Annotated in this window: 13 protein-coding genes; 10 read left to right on the top strand and 3 right to left on the bottom strand. The window is 35.7% G+C overall.

The features are described from left to right. Positions 1-407: 407 nt before the first annotated feature. Together C1634_RS13645 and C1634_RS13640 are read right to left on the bottom strand one after the other, a co-directional pair. Positions 408-1,073 carry a porin family protein gene (locus C1634_RS13645; protein ID WP_109738602.1) on the bottom strand — a complete coding sequence of 222 codons (666 nt, stop codon included), beginning with the start codon at positions 1,071-1,073 and terminating at the stop codon, positions 408-410. 121 nt (positions 1,074-1,194) lie between these two features. After that, entirely contained in the window at positions 1,195-2,154 is a 960-nt protein-coding gene (locus C1634_RS13640; protein ID WP_109738601.1) for a PhoH family protein, read from the bottom strand. A gap of 134 nt (positions 2,155-2,288) precedes the next feature. Between C1634_RS13640 and C1634_RS13635 the strand changes: the two genes are divergently transcribed. The 8 genes from C1634_RS13635 to rplI all read left to right on the top strand — a co-directional run bounded on the left by C1634_RS13635 (position 2,289) and on the right by rplI (position 9,783). After that, positions 2,289-3,116, top strand: a complete 828-nt coding sequence (locus C1634_RS13635; protein ID WP_109738600.1) for an SAM hydrolase/SAM-dependent halogenase family protein — start codon at positions 2,289-2,291, stop codon at positions 3,114-3,116. Between the two features lie 63 nt (positions 3,117-3,179). Continuing rightward, positions 3,180-4,487: a dihydrolipoamide acetyltransferase family protein gene (locus C1634_RS13630; RefSeq protein WP_109738599.1), complete on the top strand. Its 1,308-nt coding sequence runs from the start codon at positions 3,180-3,182 to the stop codon at positions 4,485-4,487. 178 nt (positions 4,488-4,665) lie between these two features. Continuing rightward, positions 4,666-6,099: a serine hydrolase gene (locus tag C1634_RS13625; protein ID WP_103234899.1), complete on the top strand. Its 1,434-nt coding sequence runs from the start codon at positions 4,666-4,668 to the stop codon at positions 6,097-6,099. Positions 6,100-6,369: 270 nt separating this feature from the next. Next, a complete protein-coding gene (locus C1634_RS13620) occupies positions 6,370-6,963 on the top strand; it encodes a hypothetical protein (RefSeq protein ID WP_123921455.1) in 594 nt (197 codons plus the stop codon). A gap of 41 nt (positions 6,964-7,004) precedes the next feature. After that, on the top strand, positions 7,005-8,357 hold the full coding sequence (locus C1634_RS13615) for a chloride channel protein (RefSeq protein WP_109738597.1): 1,353 nt from the start codon (positions 7,005-7,007) through the stop codon (positions 8,355-8,357). A 136-nt stretch (positions 8,358-8,493) separates the two neighbouring features. Then, entirely contained in the window at positions 8,494-8,835 is a 342-nt protein-coding gene (gene rpsF, locus C1634_RS13610; protein WP_103235592.1) for a 30S ribosomal protein S6, read from the top strand. Positions 8,836-8,867: 32 nt separating this feature from the next. Continuing rightward, positions 8,868-9,170: a 30S ribosomal protein S18 gene (gene rpsR, locus C1634_RS13605; protein WP_034706728.1), complete on the top strand. Its 303-nt coding sequence runs from the start codon at positions 8,868-8,870 to the stop codon at positions 9,168-9,170. A gap of 109 nt (positions 9,171-9,279) precedes the next feature. Further along, complete coding sequence (gene rplI, locus C1634_RS13600; protein WP_109738596.1) at positions 9,280-9,783, top strand: 50S ribosomal protein L9; 504 nt, start codon at positions 9,280-9,282, stop codon at positions 9,781-9,783. A gap of 301 nt (positions 9,784-10,084) precedes the next feature. On the opposite strand, the gene C1634_RS13595 is transcribed toward rplI, so the two are convergent. Then, positions 10,085-10,888 carry a helix-turn-helix domain-containing protein gene (locus C1634_RS13595; RefSeq protein WP_103234906.1) on the bottom strand — a complete coding sequence of 268 codons (804 nt, stop codon included), beginning with the start codon at positions 10,886-10,888 and terminating at the stop codon, positions 10,085-10,087. A gap of 136 nt (positions 10,889-11,024) precedes the next feature. On the opposite strand from C1634_RS13595, the gene C1634_RS13590 reads away from it, so the two are divergent. Further along, positions 11,025-12,359, top strand: coding sequence for a TolC family protein (locus tag C1634_RS13590; protein ID WP_228410074.1), 1,335 nt, complete (start codon positions 11,025-11,027; stop codon positions 12,357-12,359). A gap of 5 nt (positions 12,360-12,364) precedes the next feature. After that, the gene (locus tag C1634_RS13585; RefSeq protein ID WP_103234904.1) at positions 12,365-13,411 is read left to right on the top strand and encodes an HlyD family secretion protein; all 1,047 of its coding nucleotides are present in this window, start codon (positions 12,365-12,367) and stop codon (positions 13,409-13,411) included. The last annotated feature ends 88 nt before the right edge of the window (positions 13,412-13,499 follow it).

Here is a 13,499-nt window from a genome sequence, read left to right as displayed (position 1 = left end):
GTTAATGTGATTAATATCATTGTTAAAATTCAGGGTTTTGTAAGAATAAATCCTATTCGGGAGAGACCTTTGGGTTTTTCACAATATTATGAATAAAAAAACTCCATTTTATCAACAAGAGACAGATATGTTTACTTTTTTATATTTTACTTTTTTTTCTAAACCCACATGAATTCTACAAAACACCAAAATTAATTAACCTAAAATATTAATTTTTAAGTTATTATCTCTTAAAATTTAAACAAATGTTTATTATTGAGGAATAATTTCGTCTTTTCTAATCGCTGTAGGCTCATTATATATAAAAAAATCTGATACAATATCGTATCGCTATATATAAGCTACAAAAAGAAAGCAGGACAAAATTGTCCTGCTTTATAGTATAATCTGATCTTAAAATTTCAGAATTAGTTTCCTCCGAATTTGAAACCTACACCAATTTGTGCAAAGCTGTTAGTCGCTTTTTCGTTCCCATCTGGATGTTTTGCAAGGTTAGAAATTCCAAGGTTATATCTTGCATCAAAAAACAATCCATTTTCCAAAGCATATTCAGCACCAAGGAAAGGAGCGATATTCAAAGTATTCATTTGATCTTTGATATCTCTTTCATCATCTGCATTAATCTCAAGTCCTGGAATTCCGAATCCGAAATCAGCTGTAAGCTTTTGTTTAGCAGAAAGAATCAATCCGAAGCTTGCTCCTGCAGAAACCGATAACCCTTCAGTGATGAAATATTTAGCAGAAATAGGAATCAATAAAGTATGATACGTCTGCTTTGCCTTTACATTTAAAAAAGTAGTTGGATTGTCAGGATCAGCTTCAGCTACGTTTACTTTTCCTCCAAGTGGTGAGTATAAAAGTTCTCCCTGAAGAGCAAATTTATCGCTCAATTTGTATTCAGCAATACCACCAACATAAAAAGTATGTACAGGATCTGAAGTTTCAGACTGTCCGTCACCTTTTAATTTAACTGTAGAGTAAGAGTATCCAGCTTTAGGACCAAATCGAAATTCTTGTGCGTTTGCAGAGATTCCCATAACAGCAACGACTGCAACAAGTAAAAGTTTTTTCATGTTTAAATTAGTTTTTTACATTTAAGGACTGCAAATCTAATTATTTTTTTCAAATTAACAAATTTTAATAAAATAATAAAAGGTTAATGAAAGGTTAACAGAGACTTTTACTCATTCGGAACTACTCGTTTCTCACTCTTTTATCTTCATCATTATAGGCAAGGATAATTTTTCTTACCACAGGGTGTCTTACTACATCCTCTTCTGTAAGATGTACAAACCCAATCTCCTTTACTCCACTTAAAATTCTCATAGCCTCTTTCAGCCCTGACTGTTGATTTTTTGGAAGGTCAATCTGGCTTGGATCTCCTGTAATAATGAACTTGGCGTTCATCCCCATTCTGGTAAGGAACATCTTCATCTGCGCATGAGTGGTGTTCTGTGCTTCATCAAGAATCACAAAAGCATCATCAAGGGTACGTCCTCTCATAAAGGCCAAAGGAGCCACCTCAATCACTTTTTTCTCCATGAATCCCTCCAGTTTCTCATGAGGAATCATATCACGAAGTGCGTCATATAAAGGCTGCAAATACGGATCCAGCTTTTCTTTAAGGTCACCCGGCAGGAATCCCAGACTCTCCCCTGCTTCTACAGCCGGTCTTGTCAGGACAATTCTTTTTACTTCCTTATCTCTCAATGCTCTTGCCGCCAAAGCTACACTGGTATATGTTTTTCCGGTTCCTGCAGGACCTATGGCAAATACCATGTCCTTTTTCTCCGTTTCCTTTACCAGCTTTTTAAGATTGGTCGTCTTAGCCTTAATGACTTTTCCGTTGACCCCTTTTACAATAATATCCTGGTCAAAGATCAGTTGTTTCTCGTTTTCATCTTTAATATTCAATATATTTTCAACGTCTTTCAGCTCTATTGAATTGTTTTTAGAGATAAATGAGACAATGTCGTTCAGTTTTTGCTTCAGTATGTCTAAAGCTTCCTGATTTCCCATTGCAAAGATAACATGATCTCTTCCTGTAATTTTAATGGTTGGAAAGCTTGATTTTAATAAGTTGAAATATTGGTTATTAACTCCATAGAAGACTTTCTTGTCGATATCTTCCAAATCATATGTTAATTCAAACATGCAGTATTTTTATTTATTAGATTTTAAAATTAAAGCTTTTTTTCAAATTTATATCAAATTCTTTTCAACAATCTTTCGGGCTTTCTTTTTATTTTAAATAACTTTGCAATACTACACTATTCTATAAATTGCTCATGTCAATTATTACCCTTACTTCGGATTTCGGAAATTTAGATTACAGAGTTGCCGCTGTGAAAGGCAAAATTCTGTCTCTAAACCCTGAGGTTAATATTATTGATATAACCCACGACATCCAGGCATTCAACCTTATACAGACTTCGTATATTGTAAGAAATGCTTATAAATATTTCCCGAAAGGAACCATTCACATCCTTTCCGTAGACAGTTTTTACAACAAATCAAGAAAAAATCTCATTTATAAAGCCGACGGATCTTACTTTCTGGCGGCCGACAACGGACTTTTGAGCCTTGTATTTTTCGATATTAAGCCGGAAGCGATCTATGAGCTTACACTGAACAACCGTTTTGATGACGTTATCAACTTTACATCTACAGACATTTTTGTTCCCGCGGCGGTACATCTTGCCAATGGCGGACTTCCGGAAGTGATCGGAAGAAAAATACATTCGGCAAAACAGCTGATGTTCGCAAGACCGGTTTATAATGAATCGGAAGGGATGATTATTGGTGATGTTTCCTACATTGATAATTTCGGAAATATAATCTCAAATATCAACAAAGACTTTTTCGAGAATATCAGTAAAGGCTACAGCAGTTTCACGATAAAATTCAGAAATCTGAGCCTTTCAAGGATATTTTCCAGCCATACAGAAGTTGTTTCAGACTGGGAAAGAGAGACTGAATTCCACGGGCAGTCGGCTGCAATCTTCAATGACAGTCAATTATTGGAGCTTACGATCTATAAAGGAAGTAAGAAAAATGGAGCTAAAAGCCTGTTTGGATTGAATGTAGGTGAAAATATCTACATCGAATTCAGCTAAGATTATATATTTCATAAAAAAACCGATTTTTTTTATATATTTGTCAAAATCTAAAAATCAAAAATGGCAGAATACAAATTATTGCTTCCTTCCATGGGAGAAGGTGTTATGGAAGCGACAATTATCACTTGGTTATTCAATGAAGGTGATAGCGTAAAGGAGGATGACTCCATAGTAGAAATTGCAACAGATAAAGTAGATTCAGACGTTCCGACACCAGTTTCGGGGAAAATAGTAAAGATTTTAAAGCAAAAAGATGAAGTTGCAAAAGTAGGTGAAGCCATTGCTATTTTAGAAATTGAAGGAGAAGGTTCAGCTTCAGAAGAAGCAGCCACTGAAACTCCGGCAGCTACTCCGGATGCTAACACTTTAAAAGCAATTGAAGAGCCTCTACAAACAGCCGCTGCTTCAAATGTAGAATTCTCAGGAGACCTTTATTTATCTCCACTTGTAAAATCTATTGCACAACAGGAAAACATTTCTGAAACTGAACTGAAATCCATCAAAGGAAGCGGTTTGGAAGGAAGAATTACAAAAGAAGATATATTAGCTTATGTTGCTAACAGAGGAAGCCAGCCGGTTCAGCAGGCAGCTCCTGTACAAGCAGCTTCAACTCCAAAACCAACGGCAACTGCTCCGGCAGCGACTATCCCGGTAAGTGCAGGTGATGAGATCATTCCAATGGACAGAATGAGAAAAATCATCGCTGAGAACATGGTAAAAGCAAAACAAATTGCTCCACACGTGACTTCTTTCATCGAAACAGACGTTACCAACGTTGTAAAATGGAGAAATAAAAATAAAGCAGTTTTCGAAAAACGTGAAGGTGAAAAACTTACGTTCATGCCAATTTTCGTAAAAGCGGTAGTGAAAGCAATCCAGGATTTCCCAATGATCAATGTTTCTATCAATGGTGAGAATATCATCAAAAAGAAAAACATCAACATCGGTATGGCGACTGCCCTTCCAGACGGAAACCTTATTGTTCCTGTTATCAAAAATGCAGATCAGCTATCTCTTTCAGGTCTTGCAAAAGCAATCAACGACCTGGCTTACAGAGCAAGAAACAAAAAATTAAGACCTGAAGATACTCAGGGAGCAACGTATACAATTTCTAACGTAGGAAGCTTCGGAAACCTTATGGGAACGCCGATCATTCCTCAGCCTCAGGTAGCTATCTTAGCCATCGGAGCTATCGTTAAGAAGCCTGCAGTTCTTGAAACAGCTGACGGAGATGTAATCGCAATCAGAAACCTAATGTTTATGTCTCACTCTTATGACCACAGAGTAGTAGACGGATCTTTAGGAGGAATGATGCTGAAGCACGTTCACGACTACCTTCAAAACTGGGATCTGAACACAGAAATATAAGTAATGACTAATCAGCAATAAGTAATTTTGCCGATTTTACATACTAAACCTTCGATTAACTCGAAGGTTTTTTTATTGGAAAAAACTGAACATTTTATACAAATAACTTACAAACAATGTAACAGTGGGTGTCATTCAATTGTCTTATATAAGAACCATAAACCCGAATTATCCACACATGAAACAAATTCTTTTAGCAGCATTTGCATTACATATTTCCACGGCCACTTTTTCGCAGCAAACCAATCAGTCTAAATTGATTGACAGCTATGTGAAAGAAGCAATGAAGAACAATAAAATCCCGGGACTGGCTCTTGGAATTATAAAAGACGGCAAAGTAATTTTCGAGCAATATTACGGAACGGAAAATCTGGAAGACCTCAAAAAAGTAAGCCCCAGTTCGATGTTTAGGATATACTCTACTTCAAAATTAACCGCCAATGTCGGTATTTTTCAACTGATTGAGCAGGGAAAATTATCTTTGGAAGATAATGTATCAAAGTACGTTGAAAATCTACCCAAAGAATGGCAGGATGTAAAAGTAAAAAACCTGCTGACGCATTCTTCCGGAATTCCAAATTTTATTGCTTTTGAGGATATTTCGGTTAATGATTCCAATGCAAAGGTTATTGAACGTCTTTCCAAAGAAAAAATGGATTTTAAAACAGGAAATGAATTCAGATACAATCAAACGAATTACATGCTGCTTACCATGATCATAGAAAAGATTACAGGGAAGTCTTTCGATGATTTTATTATAAACAATCAATTTTCTGATGTAAAAAACCAGGTCTATTTCTCATCAAATTCTCTTGAGCAGATTCCCAACAGAGTTCAGAAATACAACTACAACAATGAAACAAAACAATATGAGAAAACGCCATTTGACAACGGCGTAAGATCACATTCCGGAAATGGATTGGCCATTACCCTTCCCGCTTTTTTACAATGGAGCAGCCATCTCAGCAAAAACGATTTCCTGAATCAAAACACAAAAGAAATGATGTGGAAACCGTTTGATTATGGAAACAAAAAAGATTCTTTTGCCTACGGCTGGGAGATCAGCAAAGCAAACAATATTCCTTCTTATGGCTTTTCTGGTGGAAATGTAAGCGCTTACAGAGTGTTCCCACAGAATAACATGGCCATTATTATGATGTCAAATGGATATAATTTTTTCCCGGCACAATATCATATTGTCAATCATGTTGCATCCATTATTGATAAAAAGCTTACAGATGCCTACTCTATTGCTGAAGAATCCATTATTGCCGGATTTGCCAAAGCCAACAATCCAAACGCAGAAAAAAACTACTATTCTATTAAGGCGAAGAATCCAAAATGGGATTTTGACGGGACATTGAATAATATTGGGTATATTTTAATGAGAGGTTCAAGAGTGGATGACGCTGTTAGAGTTTTTGAATTAAATGTAAAGGAACATCCACAATCCGGAGGTGCTTATGACAGCCTGGGAGAAGGTTATTTCAATGCTAAAAACTATCCTTTGGCATTAAAAAATTATAAAAAATCTCTTGAACTGGATCCACAAAATACAAATGGTTCTACTATGATCACTAAAATAGAAGCTCTTCTCGCTCAGAAAAAATAATTAAAAATCACATAATCTTACTCAATAAAGTCCTGACAAAAGTCGGGATTTTTTATTTGATTTAAACATTATTTATTTTATTTAAAATTCATACTATTTGATTTTTAAAACTAAGAATAATTCAAACAAAGTTTAACAAAACTATTAAATCAATAATTTAATAAATTCATTTTACAGGATAAAGACTTTCTTGGAAGTTTAAGTTATTAGCATTAAATTTAAAACAAATAATATTTGATAAAAATGGATCTTGATTACAGAAAAAATGACATGACAAGATTTTTTGATTTCACCGAGGAAGATGAAAAATTAATTATTGAGGTTTTTGATCAGCTTTCTGAGTCATATGATATTTCAGTGATTGATATTAAAGAATCTCCTTATGAACAATTCAGTTCTCATGACATGTATCCGCTATTTATCCCACAAATCTGCTATTTAGTAAAAGGCAAAACCCTAAGTTCTTTCTATCTATTTATTGTCAGTAAAGTTGGGATGACTTCCCGAGGAGGACATTTGGGACGTAAATATGACACCATTCAACTTTGGGGATTAAAAGAATTAGGTGAAAATTTTGGATATATTTCTCTCAATAAAAAGAAATTAATGGATAAAGTTGCAGGAATTTTCAGCAGTTTCAATGTCAATTTTAAAGACAGTGAGTTTAAAGATTTTTATGTAGTGGGAAATGACCAATTTAAAACCATGAATTTTTTAACTCAAAAGAGAAAAGAAATTATCAAAAGCTTTCCTAATGAAAATTTTAAACTTGAAGTGAGAAATAGTATTTTAAGTTTTGGCTTACCCGAAATATTGACGACTGGAAATGCAGAAATCATCTCAAAGTTTTTAAACGAAATATAATTTCCAAATTTTACCGTAATTTCATCCCTCAAAACCTGCAAATGCTGAAATTTTTAATCCTCATTAGAAGATCCCTCAAAAAATCCTTCGATAATATCCGGAATGAACAACTGAAGAATAATCTGCTTCAGGCTATTCCTTTTTGGATAGGATCTGTCATTACAGGCTTTTTTGCCGTTATGTATGCGCAGGTATTTGCCTGGGGAGAGCATCTTATGAATTTCATTTTTGACTGGCATGCGTGGATGATTTTTATTATCGCTCCCGTTGGATTTGTACTTTCCTGGTGGCTGGTAAAAGAATTTGCCCCAAATGCTAAAGGAAGTGGTATTCCGCAGGTGATGGCCGCTGTAGAACTTGCCAACCCCAAGGAACACCGTAAGATCAGAAGTCTACTAAGCATTAAGATTATCTTTTTCAAAATCCTGTCCTCTGTCATTTTGGTTATCGGAGGAGGTGCTGTAGGACGTGAAGGACCTACGATTCAGATTGCAGGCTCAGTGTTCAGAAAAGTGAATGAATATCTTCCTGAATGGTGGCCGAAGATTTCCAAGAAAAACATGATTATGACAGGAGCGGCAGCCGGGCTTGCGGCAGCCTTCAACACTCCGTTGGGAGGAATTGTTTTCGCAGTTGAGGAACTGTCAAAAACCCATATCAATTATTTCAAAACAGCTTTATTTACCGCAGTCATTATAGCTGGTCTCACAGCGCAAACCCTAGCCGGATCTTATTTATATCTGGGATATCCGAAGACCAATGATGTTTCTTTGATGGTGATGTTTCCGATCGTGCTCGTTGCAGCCACAGCTGGTATTTTGGCCAGCCAGCTTTCGGTTGTTATGCTTAAAATCAATAGCTGGAAGAAGAAAAAACTGAAAACGGATAAAGCGAATGTGGTATTCCTGATCATTTGTGCTTTAATTATTGCTTCTATAGCGTATTTCATCAACAGGGAAATTCTTGGCTCAGGTAAAGAGATTATGGAGCGTGTTCTTTTTACCAAAGATAAGCACGAAGACTGGTATGTTCCGATTCTAAGAATGCTTGGCCCTGCCCTTTCTTTCACTTCCGGGGGTGCGGGCGGAATTTTTGCCCCTGCTCTTAGTGCGGGAGCAAGTATAGGCTCTGTTATTTCAGGTCTTATTCATTTGACACCCAACGAAACCAATGTAGTGGTCCTCGCCGGAATGGTCGCTTTTCTCACAGGAATCACCCGGGCTCCATTCACTTCAGCCATTATTGTTCTGGAAATGACCGACAGGCATTCTCTGATTTTTCATCTGATGCTGGCAGGTATGGTTTCTTCTATTGCCTCTATTCTGGTAAGCAGACATTCTTTATATGATGTATTGAAAGCAAATTTCCTGGCTGAAATCAGAGCCAAAGAATAGCCAGAGATCAAAAATTGTTATTAAAAGAGAATAAGTATTGTCAATATTGCTCAACTATTTCACCAATACTCTTGTATATAAGAAATATATTGTCTAATTTTGCACCTCGAAATAATTAACAAATTCATTTAACATTATGAACAATTACGAAACTGTTTTCATTTTAACTCCCGTTCTATCTGAGTCACAGGTAGAGGAAGCAGTAAACAAGTATGTAGATCTTATCAAAGAAAAGAACTGCGAAATCGTTGCTAAAGAAAACTGGGGATTAAAAAAATTAGCTTATCCGATCCAATTAAAAAAGAACGGGTTCTATACTTTAATCGAATTTAAAGGTGAAGGTACTGTAGTAGCTGATCTAGAATTGGCATTTAAGCGTGACGAGAGAGTAATCCGTTACCTTACTACAAAACTTGACAAGCATGCTATTGAGTACGCTGTAACTAGAAGAACTAAAGTAAAAGCAGCTAAAGCTTAATTATTAACCCTATTTTTTAAAAAAGACAAGACATGGCAATAGATGAAATGGCTAAACAAGCCTCTGCAGGAGGAGAATCAGAAGTAAAGTTTCTTACTCCACTTGATATCAATACAAAATCTGAAAAGAAATATTGTAGATTCAAAAAATACGGAATTAAGCACGTTGATTACAAAGATGCTGATTTCTTATTACAATTTGTAAACGAGCAAGGTAAAATCTTACCAAGAAGATACACTGGAACTTCTTTAAAATACCAAAGAAAAGTTTCTGCTGCTATCAAAAGAGCAAGACACCTTTCTTTACTACCTTACGTAGCTGACTTATTGAAATAAGACAAAAATAAATAAGAGAAGAGAGCAATCTCTTCTTTTGTTGCTGAATAAATAATTAATTCTAACTTGATTTTAGACCCCTCTAAAATCTAAAAAAAGGACAACAACAATGGATATCATCCTAAAACAAGACGTAGAAAACTTAGGACTTGAGTTTGATACAGTAAGTGTAAAGCCAGGTTATGCAAGAAACTTCTTACTTCCTCAAGGTATTGCACTTTTAGCTACACCTAAAAACAAAGCTGCTCTAGAAGCTACTTTGGAAGCTAGAAAAGAAGAAGAAGCTAAATCAATCGCTGCTGCTAACGCTGTAGTAGATCAATTGAAGAAAACTTCTATTACTATTCCTGCAAAAGTAGGTTCTGGTGACAAATTATTCGGATCTATCAACAATGCAGATCTTTCTGCTGCTCTTGCTAAGTCTGGAGTTTCTGTAGAGAAGAAATATATCAAAATCCCAGGAAACTCTATTAAGAGAACTGGTAAAGTAACTGCAAACATCAGATTACACAGAAACGTTGAGTACAACTTCGAATTCGAAATCGTATCTGACGCTCCAGTTGTAGCTGCTCCAGCTGCTAAAAAAGAAGAAGTTAAATCTGAAGAAGCTTAATTTAAGCAACTGAGATTTTCTCATAATATAAACCACTTCAATTGTATTGAAGTGGTTTTTTTATATGTAGTTAAGAAAAGATTATGTATATATGACTACCCCGTCTTTTTGCTATGCAAAAATCCACCCCTTCAGGGAAGGGGAATGTAGGAAATCTTAACTGCTATTACTCGTTAAATTGCCTTTTTCACAACCTTCACATAAGAAAAGGCAAGAAAAGTTTATCCCGTATTATAAAACCCCGTTACCACGTAACACGTACCCCGTAACCCGAATCTCAAGCCTCAAACGCTCCTACTCACTACTTATCTCCTCTCAGTTTCTGCTGATATTCTGTAGGGGCAATACCGATTACTTTTTTGAAAATATTACTAAAAGAAGAGAGGCTGTTGTACCCCACCATCATTGCAATTTCATACATGTTATATTTTCCTTCCAGCATCAGCTCAAGAGAGCGGGTGATTCTTAATGATCTTAGAAAACGAACGTAATTCATCCCCAGAATCTCTTTAAATTTCCTGGAAAGGGTTCTTGTACTCAATCCGAATTCTTTGGCCGTAGATTCGATGGTAAGAGGCTTTTCAAGGTTAGCGTGAATGTATCTTGCAATCTTTAATAAGGTCTCATCTTTTGGAAAAGGATGCTGTATTGGAAATGCCAGGTGTCTGTGTTCTTTTTGCTGTAAAACTCCTTTAAGTGCTTTGAGGAAAAAATATTTAGAACTCTCATTTTTTGTGATTTTCCCATCCCACTCTTTAGTATATAAAATCATCTCCCGAAGTAACTCATTAACAGAATAAATATTAATTTCATCAAAAAAGCCACTTTCATTTTCTTCTTTTTTAAAATAAAAATTATATAAATCAACTTTTGGGCTGGTAGAAAAAATATAGTGAGGGGTTCCTGCAGGAATCCACATAAAGCATCTTGCCGGAAGGTACCAATGTTTCTGATCTGTAAAAACATGCACGATACCGCCTTCTGCATACACCAATTGTGCAGAACTGTGATAATGAACCTCTGTTGTTACATTTCCTGTAAGAACATGGTAAACGTAAAATTCTGTATCATCCTCTTCTACTATTTTAAAATGACTGTCATTCATGAAATAAAGATAAGAAGAATTTTTAAACTGGCGTAAATGAGCAAATCTTTTTCTGTTTTCACAAATAGGGTCCGATACTTGTTGTCGTAAATTTGCTGCATCAAAATCATTTTAGCAAAAATCATTTAATTAATTTATGAATATCACATTTAACGCATACAGACATCTGTATATTGCGTTGTGCTTATTATTGAGCAGTTTTTTACATTCACAGATGATAGACTACCAACACCTCGGCTTACAGCAAGCTGTAGAAATAGGTCTGAAAAACAACAAAAACATACAGATAAGCCATCTAAAACAGGAAATGTCCGTTACCAAAGAGAAAGATCTTAAAATGGAAAAACTTCCGGACATTGAATTCCATACAAGCTACAATCAGGTAACGAACCTTTTTCAACATGAGAATGGCGTATTCAACAAAGCAACAAAATACGATGTGATCAATGGTATGTATGATTTTACATTATCTGCATCCATTCCGGTGTATATGGGTGGAAAAATAAAGAATACGGAAAAGAAGGCTGCCATTGACACTGAAATTTCATCTTTAAAAACCCATTTGGATGAGAGACAGCTTACCATGGAAATTATTACTGCTTTTCTACAAATCCATCATTTAAAAGAACAGCAAAGTCTGATCAATGATAAGATGAAAGAAGATTCTGTAAACATCAAACAGGTAAAAGCACTTAAAGCCAATGGAGTTGTAACGGTAAATGAAGTGTTAAGAACTTCTTTACAGCTTTCCAATCACACGATGAGCTGGACAGAACTGAATAATGATATTCAGATTGCAGAGCATAAGCTTAAAACGATTCTTTCACTTCCGGAAAGCCAGGAAATGCATGTCAACACAGAAGATCTGATCTCGGATAATGCTTCAATACCTTATATCAACGAATTGACGGAAACAGCTTTACACAAAAATGAATCTGTTGATATCACTCACAAAAATCTTTCATTAAAGGAATTGGATCAAAAAATTACCAGAGCGAATTATTTACCCAAAATTACAGCGGGTGGAGAATATTTTTTAAAGTATCCCAATATGATGTTCTTTCCTCCTGAACCCTATGCTTATCGTCTGGGAATGGTGGGTGTGAATCTTACCTATCCTATCGAAAATCTGTATAAAAATAAATACAAAATGCAGGAAGCAAGGGAAAATATTGATCTTGCCAAGCTTCAGATAGAGGAAAACGAAGAGAAGATCAGACACAATGTGTATGAAGCTTACAAAAAGTTTGAAGAAACAGATCAGAAAGTAAAAATTGCCGAAGAAGCTATTACCCAGGCTAAAGAGAATTATCGTATTGTAAGAACAAAATACGCCAATAAGCTAAGTCTTATCACTGAATTGATAGATGCTGACAATACTTATCTGGAGGCTGAATCTAATCTTATTTCTATAAAAATCAACAGACAACTTAAATATTACCAACTCCAATATACGATTGGGAACTTATAAAAACTATGGCACAGAAACAATTGACACAAAAGGAAAAAAGAATCAACAAGTCCATTACTTTACTGGCCTGGATCCTGATCATCAGTGGAATAACGGGTATGGTCAGCTTTTATCTTTTTTCGAGAAAAAATGTTACGACCAATGATGCACAGATTGAACAGTATATTACTCCGGTATCCAGTAAGGTTTCTGGGTTTATTAAAACAATAAAGTTTAATGAAAATCAGTTTGTGCGTAAAGGTGACACTTTAATCGTCATAGACAACAGAGAGTTTGTGAATCAGGTGAATATGGCAGAAGCCAACCTTCATGCTAATGCGGCAACCATAAGTACTATTGAAAGCGGTGTAAACACCAAAGAAAGTGATACTAAGATCATCGATGCTAAAATTGCTTCTGCTAAAATTGATATCTGGCGAACTGAGCAAGATTATAAAAGATATAAAAATCTACTGGCTGAAGGGGCAGCAACAGAACAGGAATTTGAAAATATAAAAGCGTCTTATGACCAGTCAAAAACTAATCTTCTGGCACTGGAACAGCAGAAAAACTCAGTAAGAGCCGGAGCCAATGAACAGCAGACTAAAGTGGCTCCCGTTAAAAGCCAGATTCAGCAGAGTTCTGCCAGCCTGAACAATGCGAAGCTTTATCTTTCTTATACCGTGATTACCGCTCCGTATGATGGATGGGTTGGGAAAAAGACCATTCAGGAAGGGCAATTGATCAAAGAAGGACAAGCCCTGGTACAGATCGTCAGCAAAGAAAAATGGATCATCGCCAATTATAAAGAAACACAGCTTGGACAGATTGATCAGAAGCAGGAAGTAATCATCACTGCAGATGCCTATCCCGATGTTGAATTTAAAGGAAAAATACTTTCCATCTCTCCTGCATCAGGATCACAGTTTTCTTTGGTAAAACCGGATAATGCAACCGGAAACTTTGTAAAAATAGAACAGAGATTCCCTGTGAAAATTATTCTTGACAACAATAAAGACAACGAAAAACTGCTTTCCGGAATGAATGTTCTGGTGAGTGCGAAGAAGATATGAGTTTGAGTGTGGGAGGGTTTATGGGTTTTAGAGTTTTAGAGTTTTAGAGTTTTAGAGTTTTAGAGTTTTAGAGTTTTAGAGTTTTAGA

It is taken from the genome of Chryseobacterium viscerum (assembly GCF_002899945.2).
In the GTDB taxonomy this organism is placed as follows: domain Bacteria; phylum Bacteroidota; class Bacteroidia; order Flavobacteriales; family Weeksellaceae; genus Chryseobacterium; species Chryseobacterium viscerum.
The sequence above is the reverse complement of the archived record's forward strand: the minus strand, read 5'-3'. Positions and strand labels throughout refer to the sequence as shown.

Coding starts and splice junctions, on each gene's coding strand:
- C1634_RS13645 (WP_109738602.1), bottom strand. CDS start 1,073: ATGAAAAAACTTTTACTTGTTGCAGTCGTTGCTGTTATGGGAATCTCT.
- C1634_RS13640 (WP_109738601.1), bottom strand. CDS start 2,154: ATGTTTGAATTAACATATGATTTGGAAGATATCGACAAGAAAGTCTTC.
- C1634_RS13635 (WP_109738600.1), top strand. CDS start 2,289: ATGTCAATTATTACCCTTACTTCGGATTTCGGAAATTTAGATTACAGA.
- C1634_RS13630 (WP_109738599.1), top strand. CDS start 3,180: ATGGCAGAATACAAATTATTGCTTCCTTCCATGGGAGAAGGTGTTATG.
- C1634_RS13625 (WP_103234899.1), top strand. CDS start 4,666: ATGAAACAAATTCTTTTAGCAGCATTTGCATTACATATTTCCACGGCC.
- C1634_RS13620 (WP_123921455.1), top strand. CDS start 6,370: ATGACAAGATTTTTTGATTTCACCGAGGAAGATGAAAAATTAATTATT.
- C1634_RS13615 (WP_109738597.1), top strand. CDS start 7,005: ATGCTGAAATTTTTAATCCTCATTAGAAGATCCCTCAAAAAATCCTTC.
- rpsF (WP_103235592.1), top strand. CDS start 8,494: ATGAACAATTACGAAACTGTTTTCATTTTAACTCCCGTTCTATCTGAG.
- rpsR (WP_034706728.1), top strand. CDS start 8,868: ATGGCAATAGATGAAATGGCTAAACAAGCCTCTGCAGGAGGAGAATCA.
- rplI (WP_109738596.1), top strand. CDS start 9,280: ATGGATATCATCCTAAAACAAGACGTAGAAAACTTAGGACTTGAGTTT.
- C1634_RS13595 (WP_103234906.1), bottom strand. CDS start 10,888: ATGAATGACAGTCATTTTAAAATAGTAGAAGAGGATGATACAGAATTT.
- C1634_RS13590 (WP_228410074.1), top strand. CDS start 11,025: ATGAATATCACATTTAACGCATACAGACATCTGTATATTGCGTTGTGC.
- C1634_RS13585 (WP_103234904.1), top strand. CDS start 12,365: ATGGCACAGAAACAATTGACACAAAAGGAAAAAAGAATCAACAAGTCC.